Raw genomic sequence first — 16,977 nt, forward strand, 5'->3', positions numbered from 1 at the left:
TCAGACCGCGTATTGCGCTCTGCGTGGGCTATGTCCACGCAGAGCTTTATTTATTCTTTGATTTTTAACCACCAGCTGCCCAGCGTTTCATACCAGACCCGCTCGCTGTGTGAGAGGTAGAGCGCCGATGGGAATGCCTTCTCCCATGGGTTTAACGGCCCGAGCGTCGCCATCTGGTTAGCCGGTGCAGGTATGGGATGAAGGCCCGCGTTTTGGAATATCTGCATGGCTCTGGGTAAATGGTTAGCGGACGTGACGAGCAGGAATGGCCTGTCGTTAGTAAGTTCGGCTACCGCCTGAGACTCTTCGATGGTGTCCTTGGCGCGATCCAGAACGATGATGTCCTGTTTAGCGACGCCCAGGCTTTCCGCCACCATCGCAGCCGTAGTCGCGTAGGCTACCGGATTGGTTTCGGCGTTTGCGCCGGTGAAAACCAGCTTACTGCCGGGTATCAGGCGATGAAGGCGAATGCCTTCGGCCACTCTCGGCAGGCTGTTGGGAAACAGGTTTGAGCTGGGGGCCCATTCGGCGTTGTAGGTATAGCCACCGCCGAGCACAACGATGTATTCAACGGGCGTTTCCCGCTGGGCCTCGGGAGAATAGGTAGAATAGTTTGCTTCAAGCGGCATTAAAAGCCGGTCAGCAACCGGCTGTAGGCTAATCAAAAGCAGGGTTAGCCAGCTTGCGGTTAGCAGGGTTTTGGCGCTTTTCTGCCAGCGCGTGAACCAGAGCAGAAGCAGCGCTATGGCCATCAGGCTAAGAAGAAACGGCAGCGGCAACAGCATATTGCCAATGATTTTTTTGAGCGTAAAAAGCATAGTTTTTCCTAATCGGGAAATAGACTTATGCGCCGCAGCGCACTCGCGTTCATTTTATCGTAAGCCGCCCTAAATGGCAGAAGATTGTGTCGACGTCGCCGATTGACGTTCAGCATTGGAGAGAGTCGGTTCGCCGTGAAAGATCGTAATTTTGACGATATTGCCGAGAAGCTCTCGCGCAATATTTATGGCACAACCAAGGGTGAAATCCGCCAGGCCGTACTGTGGCGGGACCTTGACGAACTTATGGCTTCGATGCCGGATCGTCCCCTACGCGTTTTAGACGCCGGCGGCGGCGAGGGCATCATGGCGTGTGAAATGGCGCGGCGCGGCCACGACGTCATATTCTGCGATATTTCCGAAACGATGTTGGAGCGTGCGCGACTATCGGCGGTGGAAAAAGGGGTTGGGGATAAGATAAAATTCATACACTGCGCCGCGCAGGATGCAGCGGATCGTTTAGATGCGCCGGTAGATCTGGTATTATTCCACGCCGTATTGGAATGGATAGACGACCAGCGCGGCGCGCTGCTCTCTGTGACGAAGTGTTTACGGCCCGCAGGGGTCTTATCCCTGATGTTTTACAACTATGACGCACTGTTGTTTCGGAACGTCACGTTAGGCAACTTTGGCTACATTGCCAGCGGAATGCGAAAAAGAAAAAGAAAGTCGCTGTCACCCGACAAGCCGCTTGCGCCGCAGCAGGTTGACGAATGGTTGGAAGATATGGGGATGTCGATTGTTGAAAAAAGCGGCGTTCGGATATTCCATGACTACATGCAGGATAAACAGCAACAGCAGCAGGAGTTTGCTGCACTGTTGGCGCTGGAGTTACGCTATTGCCGGCAGGAGCCGTTTGTGAGTTTGGGACGTTATATCCACGTGATGGCGAGAAAGCCAAACGAATCAAACGTAAGGGATAGAAGACTATGAGTGAATTTTCCCAGACAGTACCTGAACTGGTCGCCTGGGCGCGTAAGAACGATTTTTCTCTGTCGCTGCCGACGGAGCGTTTGGCGTTTTTGTTGGCGATAGCCACGCTAAACCACGACCGGCTGGACGGAGAAATGAACGAGGGCGAGCTGGTTGACGCCTTCCGCCACGTCAGCAAGGGCTTTGACCAGACTAATGAAACGATAGCCGTTCGCGCCAATAATGCGATTAACGATATGGTAAAGCAGCGGCTGCTAAACCGCTTTACCAGCGAGCTTGCCGACGGTTACGCCATCTACCGCCTCACGCCTTTAGGCATGGGCATCACCGACTATTACATTCGCCAGCGCGAATTCTCTACCCTCCGGCTTTCCATGCAGCTTTCCATCGTAGCGCAGGAGCTGAAGCTGGCCGCCGAAGCGGCGGAAGAGGGCGGCGACGATTTCCACTGGCACCGTAACGTATTTGCGCCGCTGAAGTATTCCGTCGCGGAAATTTTCGACAGCATCGACCTTACGCAGCGCATTATGGATGAGCAGCAGCAGAACGTGAAAGAAGACATCGCTGCGCTGCTGAGCAAAGACTGGCGTGCGGCGATTTCCAGCTGTGAGCTTCTGCTGATGGAAACGTCCGGTACGCTGCGAGAACTGCAGGATACGCTGGAGGCGGCGGGAGACAAGCTTCAGGCTAACCTCCTGCGCATTCAGGACGCGACCTTGGGATCGGCCGAGCTTCAGTTTGTCGATAAGCTGGTCTTAGACCTTCAGGCCAAGCTCGACCGTATCATTAGCTGGGGGCAGCAGGCCATCGACCTGTGGATAGGCTACGACCGCCACATCCATAAGTTTATTCGTACCGCTATCGATATGGATAAAAATCGCGTATTCGCCCAGCGTCTACGCCAAACGCTGCAAACCTATTTTGATAATCCTTGGGCGCTCAGCTATGCCAACGCCGAGCGTCTTTACGATATGCGCGACGAAGAGCTGACGCTTAGAAACGACGAAGTCACCGGTGAACTGCCGCCGGAGATGGAATACGAAGAGTTTACCGAAATGCGTGAACAGATTGCCGCGCATATTGAAGCGGCGCTTGAGGTATTCAAGCGCGAAGAGCGGCCTCTCGACCTCGGTATGGTCATGCGCAGCTATCTGACGCAGTTCCCTCGCGCTCGCCATTTTGACGTTGCCAGACTGCTGGTCGATCAGGCCGTCAGGCTTGGCGTCGCGGACGCGGATTTTTCCGGATTGCCTGCCGAGTGGCAGCCCATTAACGATTACGGAGCCAAGGTGCAGGCCCATGTCATCGACAAATATTGAACAAGTAATGCCGGCCAAGCTGGCTCAGGCGATAGCCAACCCCCTGTTCCCCGCGCTGGACAGCCAGCTGCGCGCCGGTCGTCATATCGGCATTGACGAACTCGATAACCATACCTACCTGATGGACTATCAGGACGAGCTGGAGCGCTTTTATCTGCGCTATAACGTCGAACTTATTCGGGCGCCGGAAGGGTTTTTCTACCTGCGGCCTCGCTCTACGACGCTGATCGCCCGTTCCGTGCTGTCCGAGCTGGATATGATGGTAGGAAAAATTCTTTGCTATCTCTATCTCAGCCCGGAAAGGCTGGCGCAGGAAGGCATTTTTAGCGGGCAGGAGCTGTACGAAGAGCTGATTGCGCTGTCCGATGAGAGCAAACTGTTGAAGTACGTTAACCAGCGCTCGACCGGTTCAGACGTCGATCGCCAGAAGCTGCAGGAGAAGGTAAGGACCTCCCTTAACCGCCTGCGCCGCTTAGGGATGGTGACGTTTATCGGCAGCGACAGCACGAAGTTTCGCATTAACGAATCCGTATTCCGCTTTGGCGCAGACGTTCGAAGCTCTGACGACCCGCGTGAAGCGCAGCTGCGCATGATCCGCGACGGCGAAGCAATGCCTTTGGAGAATACCCTTTCGCTTTCCGATGCCGATGAAGAGCAGGGGATGGATAACGCAGCGGATAGCGCGGAGGATGAACTGGAATGATTGAACGAAGCTTAATTGAAAGAGGAAAATTTCGCTCGTTAACGCTGGTTAACTGGAACGGTTTTTTTGCGCGCACGTTTGACCTGGACGAGCTGGTCACCACGCTGTCCGGCGGTAACGGCGCCGGTAAGTCAACCACTATGGCGGCGTTCGTTACCGCGCTAATTCCCGACCTGACGCTGTTGCACTTTCGCAACACGACGGAAGCGGGGGCGACCAGCGGTTCAAGGGATAAGGGGCTGTTCGGTAAGCTTAAGGCCGGCGTCTGCTACTCCACGCTGGACGTGGTGAACTCTCGCCATCAGCGCGTGCTGTGCGGCGTGCGGCTGCAGCAGGTGGCCGGGCGGGATAAAAAGGTCGACATCAAGCCGTTTATGATTTTTGGCCTGCCGGCTTCCATCCAGCCGACTCAGCTCGTGACTGAAAACGTCAGCGAGCGTCAGGCTCGCGTGCTGCCGCTTCACGAGCTGAAAGAGCGCGTTGAGGCGATGGAAGGGGTTCAGTTCAAGCAGTTTAACTCGATCGCCGACTATCATGCGGTGATGTTCGATCTGGGCGTGATCCCTAAGCGCCTGCGGTCTTCGGCCGATCGCAGCAAGTTCTATCGCCTGATTGAAGCTTCGCTGTACGGCGGTATTTCCAGCGCCATTACCCGCTCGCTGCGTGACTACCTGCTGCCGGAAAACGGCGGCGTGCGCAAAGCGTTTCAGGATATGGAATCGGCGCTGCGTGAAAACCGCATGACGCTGGAAGCCATTCGCGTAACGCAGTCCGATCGCGATCTGTTTAAACACCTTATTTCCGAAGCGACCTCCTACGTTGCCGCCGACTATATGCGCCACGCCAATGAGCGGCGCGTCCATCTGGACGACGCGCTGGCGCAGCGCCGTGAGCTGTTTAACGGCCGGGCCCAGCTGATTACCGAACAGTATCGCCACGTCGAGATGTCGCGCGAGCTGGCCGAACAGTCCGGCGCTCAGTCCGATCTGGAAATGGACTATCAGGCCGCCAGCGATCACCTGAATTTAGTGCAGACGGCGATGCGCCAGCAGGAAAAGATCGAGCGCTATCGCGGCGATCTCGATGAGCTGACCTATCGTTTGGAAGAGCAGGGCGAAGTCGTTGCCGAAGCCAACGAACGGCTGACTGACTGTCAGGTGGCGGCGGAAGCTTCTGAGCTGGAAGTTGATGAGCTAAAGAGCCAGCTTGCGGACTACCAGCAGGCGCTGGACGTACAGCAAACTCGCGCAATTCAGTATCAGCAGGCGCTGACCGCGCTGGAGCGTGCGCGCGAGCTGTGTCGCATTCCTGACCTGAGCATCGATAACGCCGACGAGTGGTTGGAAACCTTTTTGGCCCGCGAGCATGAGGCGACGTCCGCGCTGCTTCAGTTAGAGCAAAAGCTTAGCGTTGCCGATGCGGCGCACGGCCAGTTTGAAGAAGCCTACCGTCTGGTGTGTAAAATCGCTGGCGAAGTGGGGCGCGATCGGGCGTGGGATACGGCTAAAAGCCTGCTGCGCGACTGGCCGTCTCAACGGCACCAGGCCGAGCGCGTTAACGCATTGCGCATTCAACTTTCCGAGCTTGAGCAGCGTCTGCGTGAACAGCAGGAAGCCGAGCGCCTGCTGCAAGAGTTTTGCAAGAAAGCAGGGCAGGACTATTCCGTTGAAGAGCTGGAAGAGCTTCGCAACGAACAGGAGCTGCTGTTAGAAAGCCTGTCACAGGGCGCCGCCGATTTTGGCGAGCAGCGCATGTCTTTGCGTCAGGAGCTGGAGCAGGCCAATCAGCGCATCAAGGCGCTGTCAGAAAAGGCGCCGGCGTGGATTGCCGCGCAGGACGCGCTAAGCGCGCTTTCTGACCAGTGCGGCGAGCGGCTTGAAAACAGCTCGCTGGTAACGGAACAGATGCAGTGTCTGCTCGAACGCGAACGTGAAACGACGGTTGAACGCGATAAGGTAGCCTCACAAAAGCTGCTGGTCGAACAGCAAATTGAGCGGCTTAGTCAGCCTAGCGGCGCAGAAGACGGCCGCCTGTTGGCGTTGGCCGAGCGTTTTGGCGGCGTGCTGCTGTCGGAAATTTATGACGACGTCGTTCTTGACGACGCGCCGTATTTCTCTGCGCTTTACGGCCCGGCGCGCCACGCTATCGTGGTGCCGAGCCTTTCTCTTGTTCGGGAGCACCTTGAGGGGTTAGAAGACTGCCCTGAAGATCTCTACCTTATCGAGGGCGATCCGCAGTCATTCGACGACAGCGTATTTGAAGCGGAAGAAGTGCCTAACGCGGTCGTGGTTAAGGCCTCTGACCGGCAGTGGCGCTATTCGCGCTTTCCTGAAGTGCCTCTGTTTGGCCGCGCGGCGCGCGAAAGCCGCCTTGAGATGCTGGGCGCCGAACGCGAGGCGCTGGCGGAGCGCTACGCGACGCTCTCCTTTGATGTACAAAAAACGCAGCGCCTGCACCAAAGCTTTAGCCGCTTCGTCGGCACGCATTTGGCCGTGGCGTTTGACAGCGATCCGGAAGTGGAAATTCGCCGGCTGACGACGCGCCGCGGTGAAATCGAACGCGAGCTCAACGGCCACGAAGGTCAGGAGCGTCAGCAAAAGCAGCTGCTGGACCGCGTTAAGGAGAGCATTGCTCAGCTTAACCGCCTGATGCCGCAGCTTCACCTGATGGCGGACGAAACGCTGATTGACCGCGTAGAGACGGTGCGTGAAGACCTGATGGAAGCGCAGGAATCAGCGCAGTACGTACAGCAGCACGGCGCCGATCTGGCTCGTTTGGAGCCCATCGCCGCCGTTTTGCAAAGCGATCCTACCCAGCACGACAGCCTGCAGCAGAGCTATGAGCAGGCGCAGAGCGTGCAGCAGCAGGCGAAGCAGCAGGCGTTTGCGCTGACGGAGGTTGTACAGCGCCGGGCGCACTTTAGCTACAGCGATTCTGCGGGCATGCTGACGGAAAACTCCGACCTGAACGATAAGCTGCGCCAGCGCCTGGAGCTGGCGGAAGCGGAGCGCACCCGCGCACGCGAACAGCTGAAGCAGTCTCAGGCCCAGTGCGCGCAGTTTAATCAGGTTCTGGCGTCGCTGAAAAGCGCCTATGACGCCAAGCAGGATATGCTTAAGGAGCTTAATCAGGAGCTGAAAGACATCGGCGTTCAGGCGGATCCTAACGCCGAAGCCCGCGCCAAGCAGCGTCGCGACGAGCTTTACGCCGCGCTGAGCCAGAACCGCCACAACTGCAGCCAGTTGGAGAAACAGATTACGTTCTGCGAGGCGGAGATGGACAGCCTGCAGAAGAAGCTGCGCAAGGTTGAACGAGATTACCACCAGTTCCGCGAACTGGTAGTGACCGCCAAGGCCGGCTGGTGTCTGGTGATGCGCCTGGTGAAAGACAATGACGTCGAGCGTCGCCTGCACCGCCGCGAGCTGGCGTATATGGACGCCGACGCCCTGCGTTCCATGTCGGATAAGGCGCTTGGCGCACTGCGTCTGGCCGTGGCGGATAACGAGCACCTGCGCGACGTGCTGCGCGCCTCTGAAGACGCCAAGCGCCCGGAGAAGAAGATCCAGTTCTATATCGCCGTGTACCAGCATTTGCGCGAGCGTATTCGTCAAGACATTATCCGCACTGACGATCCGGTCGAAGCCATCGAGCAGATGGAAATCGAACTGGCGCGCCTGACGGAAGAGCTGACGGCGCGCGAGCAGAAGCTGGCGATAAGCTCCAAGAGCGTGGCGAACATTATTCGTAAGACCATTCAGCGCGAACAGAACCGCATTCGCATGCTGAACCAAGGGCTGCAGGCCGTGGCCTTCGGGCAGGTGAAGAGCGTCCGTTTGAACGTCAACGTGCGCGAAGCCCACGCGACGCTGCTTGAGGTGCTGTCCGAGCAGCAGGAGCAGCATCAGGACCTGTTTAGCAGCAACCGACTGACCTTCTCCGAAGCGTTGGCCAAGCTCTATCAGCGCCTCAATCCCCATATCGATATGGGGCAGCGGGCGCCGCAGACGATTGGCGAGGAGCTTTTGGACTACCGCAACTACCTGGAGCTGGAAGTGGAAGTCTTCCGCGGTTCCGACGGCTGGTTGAGGGCCGAGAGCGGGGCGCTTTCTACCGGTGAAGCCATCGGTACCGGTATGTCGATTCTGGTGATGGTGGTTCAAAGCTGGGAAGAAGAGTCTCGCAGGCTGCGTGGTAAGGACGTTATTCCGTGCCGCCTGCTGTTCCTTGACGAAGCGGCCCGTCTGGATGCGAACTCTATCGCAACGCTGTTTGAGCTGTGCGAGCGGCTTGAAATGCAGCTGGTGATTGCCGCACCGGAAAATATCAGTCCGGAGAAGGGCACCACCTATAAGCTGGTGCGGAAAATATTCCAAAATAACGAGCACGTTCACGTTGTCGGTCTGAAAGGCTTTGGCTCTCTTGATAAGGATAAGGCTGAAAGGCCGCAGGATGAGCCGGAAGAGGACGATGAGGAAAGTAACAGTTCGGAAGAGTTGTTACATTAAACATCGCTGTTGAGATTGTGTATTATAGTCTCATTGCGCTAATCTGTAAGAGCATATGGTCGTCGACGTCGGCGACCATCGTTTTCTTTTCGTATGCCAACAAATACAGGATGTTTTGGTAAGGGTATAAGTAAAAGTAATTTATCAAGCCATGTTTTAGTTTTGGGCATCGATAGCAATGTGTGAGACTGTTTTAGTAGAGGACAAAGGATGTTGTTGGTAAAACGAAAAATTCTCCAAAACCTGGCGGTGAACTGTACGCTGGCAACGCTGGCGGCTTTCCCGATCGTAGGCTGCACGCAAACTGACGTTTTAAACGAACCTCAGGTCGTTGACGCGGGGGCTACTGCCGCGATCGAGGCCAGCGCTGCACGGGCGGCTCCTTCTCAGGAGCTTATCAATCAACGCCGTGAGGAGCTGCAAAAAGCGCTGCCTGCCGGCGTATCGCTAAAATACCTTTCCGAACTTAGCTTGATTTACGCCGCTTCGGACGAAATGAAGCCCCTATGGGAAGATGAAAAGGCGATGAAGGCATTTCAATCTCAACTGGCCGAGGTGGCGCTGTCCGGCGTGAACGGCCAGTTTGGGCAATGGGCGACGCTGCTGTCTAATCCGGAGCTGACCGGCATTGGGCGAGACGCGGTGCTTTCCGATGCGATGCTGGGGTATTTACACTTTGTTAACGGCGTTTATGCTAACGGCAACCGTTGGCTATATCGCGCCGACAGCTACAAAATGGCTGCGCCCGCCAAGGCGGAAATAGAGCAATGGCAACAGGCAGTTGGCGAAGGGCGTTTGGACGCTTTCGTTCAGGGGCTGGCGCCGAAAAACCCGCAGTATGAAAAAATGCGCGCCGCCATGCTTCCGTTGATTAACGATGCACAGCCTTGGCCTCAGCTCGCTACGGCCAAACAGAGCCTGCGTCCGGGCAACAGCAGCAAGGACGTTCCCGAATTAAGAGAAATACTCACCCGCAGCGGGCTGTTGGAAAAAGCCGCTGCTGCCGGTGCGGAAGATCAAAATGCGGCTAAGGCTAAAGCGTCTTTGGTTTATAGCAGCGATTTGGTTGAGGCGGTGAAGAAATTCCAGAAAATGTACGGCCTGGAGGCTGACGGCGTTATTGGCAACAGCACGCGTGAAGCCTTGAACATGGCGCCGCAAACGCGGGCGGCCGTTCTGGCGTTGAACATTCAGCGGCTGCGCTTACTGCCGGCCGCATGGGATCACGGCGTTTTTGTGAACATCCCCGACTATTCGCTGGTTTACTACGTTAACGGTGAACGCATTTTGGAGTCGCGGGTTATCGTCGGTTCAGTGCGCCGTAAGACGCCGCTAATGAGCAGCGCGATGAACAACGTGGTGGTAAACCCGCCGTGGAACGTGCCGGCTAAGCTCATTAAAGAGGACTTGGTGCCGAAGGCCAAGCGTGACGCAGAGTATCTGAAGCGTCAGGGCTATACGGTTTATGCAGGCTACGGCAAGAATGCAGAAGCCGTTGACCCCAGCACAATAGACTGGTCCGAGGGCAGCGGAAATTACCGCCTACAGCAGGCGCCGGGAAGCGGCAACGCGCTGGGTCGTTTTAAGTTCAACATGCCTAATGACGACGCGATTTATCTGCACGATACGCCGAATCACCGCCTGTTTGATAAGAGCATGCGTGCGTTAAGTTCGGGCTGTATTCGCGTGAACAAGGCGGCGGAGCTTGCCAACATGCTGCTTAACGACGCCGGCTGGGATGATAACAAAATCCAAAACACGCTTAAGCGCGGCAGTACGACGTATGCCCAAATCCGCGAAAAAATTCCGGTCCAGCTTTACTATTTGACGTCTTGGGTATCTGCCGACGGTCAGCCGGAGTTCCGTTCTGACATTTATGGCTACGATCGCTTGGCGCAGGCGGGTGTAAAGGAACTGCCTCAGATAGAAAAACTTTTACATTAATGCCGTAATTTCCTCATTTCTGTTGTCATAACAGAAGGCTGTAACGCGCGCTTACATTTTAAGCGCGCGTTAATACAGCGTGATTCTGGACTATTCTCGTTAGCGCGTTATCCTGTTAGAAGCTCAACTTTTTGTTTCTTATGAAAAATCAAATGCTTTGCCGAGCGTGTGGTAAAAGCAGGAAGAGCATAAAGTTAATTACCGTTTTACTAATTATAGAAAGGCATTATGGATAAAATTGATCTCCACCGTCGTAAGTGGTTAGTGATTGGCGGAGCCGCTTTAGGCATAGCGCTTTTACCCGAATCGGTACTGGCCGCACCGGCAAAGACGAAAAGTACTCAGCTGCGAACTCGAACGCTGCTGATAAAAAATATCAACACCAATGAAACGATAACATCGACCTATTTCAACGGTAAAAGCTATGATAAAAAAGAGCTTTCCCGCCTGAATCATATTTTCCGCGATCGCCGTACCGAGCAGGTGACGACGATAGACCCCAAGCTTTACGACAAGCTGTATTACCTACAAAAGCAGTTCGGCAATCGCCAGATTGAGCTGATATGCGGGTACAGGAGCGTCGCCAGCAATAGCGAGATGCGCGCGCATAAGCGCGGCGTGGCGAAGAACAGTTACCATACGCTGGGGCAGGCGGCGGATATCCGCATTCCCGGCGTGGCGCTAAAGACGCTCAGAGATGCGGCGTTGAAGATGAAGTCCGGCGGCGTTGGGTATTATCCTTCCAGCAACTTTGTGCACGTGGATACCGGGCCGGTAAGAAACTGGTAACGGTAACGTCATCAGCTATGGGCGCCGAAGGCGCCTTTTTTACGCGCGGTGAAGTTGCTCTCACCGGCGGCGTGTGGAATGATAGCGTTATTTTCGCGTCGCCATAGGGCAGAGGAGAACGCTTTGAAATACCAAATTATTCCGGTTACGCCGTTTCAGCAAAACTGTACGCTGCTGTGGTGTGAAGAGACAAACGAGGCTGCTATTGTCGATCCCGGCGGTGAAGCCGAGCTGTTAAGCCAGCACATCGATGCTCTGGGCGTAACGTTAAAACAGGTACTGTTGACGCACGGCCATTCAGATCACGTAGGCGGAGCGGAAAAAATCGCCAAGCGCTACGGCGTGCCTATCGTTGGTCCACATAAAGATGATGCCTTCTGGCTGGAAATCCTGCCCGATCAAACCACCCGGTTTGGCATGGAGCACTGCGATCCCTTTATTCCCGATCGCTGGCTGAACGACGGAGATACGGTTACCGTCGGCAACCGTACTCTTAACGTTATGCATACGCCGGGCCATACTCCGGGGCACGTGGTGTTTTTCTCGAAAGCGGACAGGCTGGCGCTGGTAGGCGATGTGCTGTTTTATGGCAGCATTGGCCGCACCGACTTTCCGCGTGGGGACTATCAGACGCTGGTCACTTCTATTAACGAAAAGCTGTGGCCGATGGGCGACGACGTGCGGTTTATTCCTGGGCATGGCCCGATGTCGAGCATTGGGTATGAAAGGGTGAGCAATCCTTTTGTTGGGGAAAATGCTAGAGGCTAATGCTTGATAGCTGATGACAAAAATGAAGAAGGGCGCCAAACGGCGCCCTTTGCATATCCGTAATAAAATCACAACACCGCAACGATGGCCTCACACAGCGGCGCCATGTTGTCCAGCGTCATACCGGCGACGTTGATCCGGCCTGAGTTTACGGCGTAGATCGCATATTCGTTTCTTAAGCGAAGCACCTGCTCTTGCGTCAGGCCGCTGAAAGAGAACATGCCGTTTTGCCGAATGATGAAGCTGAAGTCCTGCTCCGCGCCTTTTTCCTGCAACGTGTTGACGAACAGCTGGCGCATGCGGTGGATGCGCTGGCGCATGTCGGTCAGCTCCTGATGCCATGAATCGCGAAGCTCCGGCGTGCTGAGCACCGTTGTAACAATCGACGCTCCGTGGGCCGGCGGGTTGGAGTAGTTGGCGCGAACGGTTGATTTCACTTGGCTAAAGGCGCGTTCAGCCGTTTCGCTGTCGGCGGCGACCAGAGTAAAGGCGCCGACGCGTTCGTTGTACAGGCCGAAGTTCTTGGAATAGGAGCTGGCGACGATAAGTTCAGCGTGGTTGGCGGCAAAGATGCGCAGCCCCTGAGCGTCCTCTTCCAGGCCGTGTGCAAAGCCCTGATAGGCGAAGTCGAACAGCGGCAGCCAGCCGCGCTCGGCGGAAAGATTGGCAAGCTGCTGCCACTGCTCCGGCGTAGGATCGATGCCGGTTGGGTTATGGCAGCACCCGTGAAACAGAACGACGTCCCCCGCCTGCGCGCCACTCAGGCTTGCCAGCAGGCCGTCAAAGTCCAGCGCGTGTTCCTGTGCGTTGTAATACTGATATTCCGCGGTTTCCAGCCCAGCAGCCTGAAAAATACTTTTGTGGTTAGGCCAGGTCGGGTTGCTGATCCACACGCGCTTGGCGGAGGTGTTGGCCGCCAGAAAGTCGGCAGCGATGCGCAGCGCGCCGGTGCCGCCAGGGGCCTGGGCCGTACGAGCGCGTTTATCTGCGATGATAGGGCTGCCAGCGCCGAACAGCAGTTCCTGCGTACAGGCAGCGAAAGGCGGCAGGCCGACGATAGGAAAATAGTTCTTGGTTTTTTCCGTTTCCAGCAGTAGCTGTTCCGCTTTTTTCACACAGTTAAGCACCGGCGTCTGGCCGGTTTCATCTTTATAGACGCCGATGCCCAGATTGATTTTATTTGGCCGGGTTTCGGCATTATAGAGCTCTCCCAGGCCGAGGATTGGATCGGCAGGCGCGGCTTTTACAGTCTCAAACATAGTCGATGGTTTCCATAAAGTAAGGAACAAACGGGTTTAGCCAGATTACAGTGAATTCGTGCCGTTTGACAAATGGTTAAGAAGGAAAAGTAAATAAAACGATAGTGGGGGAAATTGTATTGATAAAACTAATGGGGGGAGGGGAAAACGACGGCTCATAGGCGTAGCCCTACAGCTTGTCGCTGTTCTGAGTAGTAGTAATGTTGTAATCTGACATCACTCAGATCTTAATCGACATCCCGTCGATGAATCTTGCCAGCGACATATAAAAAGACAAGGCGGAGTGGAGCGGCAACCAGTACGGGGTGAACGTATCGGGCGGGATAATGAGCGATGGTGACGGCGGCTACACCCCTTACGCGCCGAGCATGCCGACGACGCCGGTAGGGCAGGTGTCGGACAAGGACAGCAGTACGACCCACAGTGCGATTGCACAGGGTGACATCATCATTCGCGACGGCGAGAACCAAAAGCAGGATATCGCCAACCTGAGCCGAGATACCGACAACGCGCACCGCGCGCTGGACGACACCTTTGATAAAGACAAAATCAAAGACCAGCTGAGCATTCAGAAAGAAGCGGTAGCCTTAGGCACGCAGGCGATGGACGCCTACAAGCAGAGCAAGCTTAACGAAGCGAAGGAGAGCATCCGCGCCGAGATGGCAGCGAAAGGCGAGCTTAACGGGCTGTCTGAAGCGCAAATCAACGCGAAAATTGCGGAGTCTGAGCAGTATAAGAGCGTAGACAAAGAGTACGGCGTCGGCAGCAACTTCTGGCAAAACGGCACGGCGGCAGCAGGGCTGCTGGCGGGCGTGCTGGGCGGCAACGTCACGGGCGGGGTAGCGGCTGGCGCCGCGCCGTATATGGCGACGCTGGTGAAAGAGGCGTCACAAGGTAACGACGCTGCGCGGATGGCGCTGCACGCCGTTGTATCGGGCGCGCTGGCGCAGGCGCAGGGCGCTAACCCAGGCGCGGCGGCGGCGGGCGGCTTTGTTGCGGCGGCAAGTTCGGATGCGCTGGCTAACGCGTTCTACGGCAAGAAAGCTGAGGAGCTTTCACCGGATGAGAAAATGGTAATCAGCAATCTGGTGGCGCTGGTGGGTTCGGCTGCGGGCGGTGTCGTTGGCGGGGATGTTAATGGTATTGCCAGTGGGGCGAATGCGGCGCGGGTGGAGGTGGAGAATAACTCGATGCTCGGAGATAAGGGCCGGGAATCGGTGAAAGAAAGTGCGGAATGGTGGAAAGAACAGATCAGGGATAAACTGGGTGAAAACATCGCTTCACAGCTTGCAAATGGTCTGGTTATTTTTGCCAGTGAAAGTGGTGATTTGGCTATGCTAGGTGGCGATACGGCGTTTGATATTATAGCAGCGCTAGCAACTTGTGCGGCAGGAGACAGCTACTGTAGTCAGGCACAAAGTGATATAGCTAAAAAAGATGCAGCGGCAGCGAATGTGCTGAATGGTATCATGAATGGTGATGCGTGGGAGGGGATTAAATCCTCCTTCGTTAAAGCAGCCAATGGCGACCAGAAGGCGTTGGAGAATGTTGCAGGGATATTATCTGGAGCTTTATTACCAGCAAAAATACTTTCATCTGGAGGGAAAAATAGCTTAGTTATTGAACAGACGGCAGGGAAAGGGACAATATTCACTGAAATAAAAACTGGACAAGCAGTTAATCTTGATGAGTTTAATAGACTTAATCAACTGGATATTCATGCAGGAAAAATTAAGCCTGCAGAGGCCTCCGCTGCCGTTGAGATTCAGAACTCTTTAGGAGGAACATTAAAGCGGATTGGAGACGGTGAGGGGTTAGGAGACTTCATTTTCACAAGTGGCCCAAATAAAGGAAAAACAGTTGATTTCATGTTTACGACTGCAAATGGAACTTCTAAGGAAATCACTGGGATAAATCAGTTTTTTAATAATAACTGGGAAAAAAATGTTAAGGTATTAGAAGACCACTTGAAAAAAGCCGATTTTGTACCTTTGGACTTTAGGGTTTTAAATCATATCAATCAACAAAGGTTGATGGATCATATAAAAACATTATCAGCTAGTGAACAGAAAAAAATTATTATTATGAGGTAATTATATGTCAGGGGCCTTAGTTTTTGGTAAAGATATAATGATAACTTTAAATTCAGCAAGTACTGGGTTTATTGCTGAATTTCTTAGGCCCTATTTGAATATTAATCAAGAAATAAGTGAGAAAATATATTTTCATTATGATCTTTATGATGGGTTTATTGACTTTACAGAGTTGACCTCAGAACAATATTTGGAAGCTTATGGGATAATGAAAAAGGCATTCGAAAATGATCTTAAGAATGAGCCAGTTATAGGTGGACGATCGCGCCAATGGGCTGTTGACTTATGGTTTAATGAAATCAAGCCAAAAATGCAGATATCTCCATTGTATATAAAATAACCATTTGTTAAATAATGAAGGATATGATAGTCGATGGCAAATGAAGTTATGTTTCCTCTTAAGGAATGTCCCTCATTTGAGAGAGTGTTGGAGATTATCGTTGATGGGTTTCACTCGTTGTCATTATCAACGCAGCAGTTGACCATTGGCGTATCGGCTAAAAAAGGGTTGGATCTATCTGATAAACTCATATATATCAAAGAACATCAATATGGTTATTTTTGTTGGGTGAGCTTTTCCTATTTTGAACCGCAAGCTCGTGATGAGGATGATATGGATTCTCCGGTTATAGCTGGGGTTAGTACTCGTGGTGCTAATGAGTTAAAGTTTTCAATTATCATTGCTTATGTACTTGCTAAGTCACTTGAAGCCAAGGTGATCTATGACGATGCGTATTTAGTGCAGAAGAAAGAAATTTACCCCCCGGATGAGTTAGTAATTTTTGTTGAGAAATATATAAAAGAACTTTTTTCATTATCTTGTTAACATGTGATATGCGTCGATGAGGAGCCTATAAATTTTATTGTATAATCAAATGATTCCGATGCGATGGTAAAAAGAGATAATTATGATTTTCGGGGACCCCAATCATTTTTCTATACTGATTGAATATTTACCTCAATGGAGCGCAGTTGGGAGTTTTAAAAATGGATTATTTCATTTTTGTATAGATGGGAATTTGTACCCAGATAGCGCTCGAGTGGCCACTTTAGGTGGGGATATATTCTGTTTATCTGAAGGGAATGCGTTAATTTCACCTATTTCTGATGAGCGTATTTTTAAGATGGATAAGAAGGAAGCATTCTTCCTTATGTTAGAAACAATGTTGCCTGAATTTGTAAATCCAGATATTGATCTTTCAGACGATTTTGTTGAGTCTTATCAATATCAAGCATCTACGTATAATTTGGAAGATGGTGGTTGTTATGTTTTTGCTGTTTCCTTCAAAGATATGATTAGGATTTTAGGTGCAAAACTTAGTGTTTTGAAAGGCGATGACAAAACAGGATATCGTCGGGTTAATATAGCCGAACCGTATATTAGTGATGTAGTTTTAGAAAAGAATGTTGTGAGTGATATTGTTAAATCTACAATAAATTTCTATTCTAATCTTTAATAAGTGGCTGAAATTATACACCATCTGGTGATTCAGGGGGGTGTTTAAACAGCAACTCCGGAGGGATAAAATGACAGACAATTTTGCATTAAATGAATTCAACAGAATGGAGCAAGAGGTCATTATTCCTTACTTAAAGAATGCATTTTGTTTGGTAAGTTCGGCATGTTGCCTATATCACATGATAGAACAGGGTGAGGATATTTACACCTATCTTATTAATGGGGAAAAAGTTATTACGCTTGAGGTGTCTCGAATTGATAACTCAGTTATAGCGGATGACCCAATAACTATTGAGGCATATGCGAAAATGATGAAAGGCAGGCAATATCATCGTTATCTGAAAGAACTTTTAGAATTATCTCGAAGGGATAATTTTCAGGTTTAGC

General features: G+C 52.9%; 14 protein-coding genes. 12 read left to right on the forward strand and 2 right to left on the reverse strand.

Translation table 11 applies throughout. The features are described from left to right. Positions 1–50 precede the first annotated feature (50 nt). A complete protein-coding gene (gene elyC, locus G544_RS0110305; RefSeq protein ID WP_027274524.1) occupies positions 51–818 on the reverse strand; it encodes an envelope biogenesis factor ElyC in 768 nt (255 codons plus the stop codon). 135 nt (positions 819–953) lie between these two features. On the opposite strand from elyC, the gene cmoM reads away from it, so the two are divergent. The 7 genes from cmoM to G544_RS0110345 all read left to right on the forward strand — a co-directional run bounded on the left by cmoM (position 954) and on the right by G544_RS0110345 (position 11,779). Next, positions 954–1,751: a tRNA uridine 5-oxyacetic acid(34) methyltransferase CmoM gene (gene cmoM / locus G544_RS0110310; RefSeq protein ID WP_027274525.1), complete on the forward strand. Its 798-nt coding sequence runs from the start codon at positions 954–956 to the stop codon at positions 1,749–1,751. After that, positions 1,748–3,070, forward strand: coding sequence for a chromosome partition protein MukF (gene mukF, locus G544_RS0110315; protein ID WP_027274526.1), 1,323 nt, complete (start codon positions 1,748–1,750; stop codon positions 3,068–3,070). Before cmoM ends, mukF begins: the two co-directional genes overlap by 4 nt. Then, positions 3,051–3,773, forward strand: a complete 723-nt coding sequence (gene mukE / locus G544_RS0110320) for a chromosome partition protein MukE (protein ID WP_027274527.1) — start codon at positions 3,051–3,053, stop codon at positions 3,771–3,773. Before mukF ends, mukE begins: the two co-directional genes overlap by 20 nt. Next, the gene (gene mukB, locus G544_RS20345) at positions 3,770–8,278 is read left to right on the forward strand and encodes a chromosome partition protein MukB (protein ID WP_051155684.1); all 4,509 of its coding nucleotides are present in this window, start codon (positions 3,770–3,772) and stop codon (positions 8,276–8,278) included. The genes mukE and mukB overlap by 4 nt, the downstream gene beginning before the upstream one ends. A 210-nt stretch (positions 8,279–8,488) precedes the next feature. Further along, positions 8,489–10,222, forward strand: coding sequence for a L,D-transpeptidase (ldtD, locus tag G544_RS0110330; RefSeq protein ID WP_027274528.1), 1,734 nt, complete (start codon positions 8,489–8,491; stop codon positions 10,220–10,222). 228 nt (positions 10,223–10,450) lie between these two features. After that, on the forward strand, positions 10,451–11,011 hold the full coding sequence (mepK, locus tag G544_RS0110335) for a peptidoglycan L,D-endopeptidase MepK (RefSeq protein ID WP_027274529.1): 561 nt from the start codon (positions 10,451–10,453) through the stop codon (positions 11,009–11,011). A gap of 123 nt (positions 11,012–11,134) precedes the next feature. Continuing rightward, on the forward strand, positions 11,135–11,779 hold the full coding sequence (locus G544_RS0110345; RefSeq protein ID WP_027274530.1) for an MBL fold metallo-hydrolase: 645 nt from the start codon (positions 11,135–11,137) through the stop codon (positions 11,777–11,779). A gap of 68 nt (positions 11,780–11,847) precedes the next feature. On the opposite strand, the gene G544_RS0110350 is transcribed toward G544_RS0110345, so the two are convergent. Then, positions 11,848–13,038 (reverse strand): amino acid aminotransferase, encoded by a 1,191-nt coding sequence (locus tag G544_RS0110350; RefSeq protein WP_027274531.1) that lies wholly within the window; start codon positions 13,036–13,038, stop codon positions 11,848–11,850. A gap of 326 nt (positions 13,039–13,364) precedes the next feature. On the opposite strand from G544_RS0110350, the gene G544_RS0110355 reads away from it, so the two are divergent. The 5 genes from G544_RS0110355 to G544_RS0110375 all read left to right on the forward strand — a co-directional run bounded on the left by G544_RS0110355 (position 13,365) and on the right by G544_RS0110375 (position 16,976). After that, positions 13,365–15,131, forward strand: coding sequence for a VENN motif pre-toxin domain-containing protein (locus G544_RS0110355; protein WP_134389018.1), 1,767 nt, complete (start codon positions 13,365–13,367; stop codon positions 15,129–15,131). 4 nt (positions 15,132–15,135) lie between these two features. Then, positions 15,136–15,471: a hypothetical protein gene (locus G544_RS0110360; RefSeq protein ID WP_027274533.1), complete on the forward strand. Its 336-nt coding sequence runs from the start codon at positions 15,136–15,138 to the stop codon at positions 15,469–15,471. Positions 15,472–15,504: 33 nt separating this feature from the next. Further along, the gene (locus tag G544_RS0110365; RefSeq protein ID WP_027274534.1) at positions 15,505–15,957 is read left to right on the forward strand and encodes a hypothetical protein; all 453 of its coding nucleotides are present in this window, start codon (positions 15,505–15,507) and stop codon (positions 15,955–15,957) included. Positions 15,958–16,039: 82 nt separating this feature from the next. Further along, entirely contained in the window at positions 16,040–16,588 is a 549-nt protein-coding gene (locus G544_RS0110370) for an immunity 42 family protein (protein ID WP_027274535.1), read from the forward strand. Between the two features lie 70 nt (positions 16,589–16,658). After that, entirely contained in the window at positions 16,659–16,976 is a 318-nt protein-coding gene (locus G544_RS0110375; RefSeq protein ID WP_027274536.1) for a hypothetical protein, read from the forward strand. Position 16,977: the final 1 nt, after the last annotated feature.

This window comes from Leminorella grimontii ATCC 33999 = DSM 5078, assembly GCF_000439085.1.
Taxonomy (GTDB): domain Bacteria; phylum Pseudomonadota; class Gammaproteobacteria; order Enterobacterales; family Enterobacteriaceae; genus Leminorella; species Leminorella grimontii.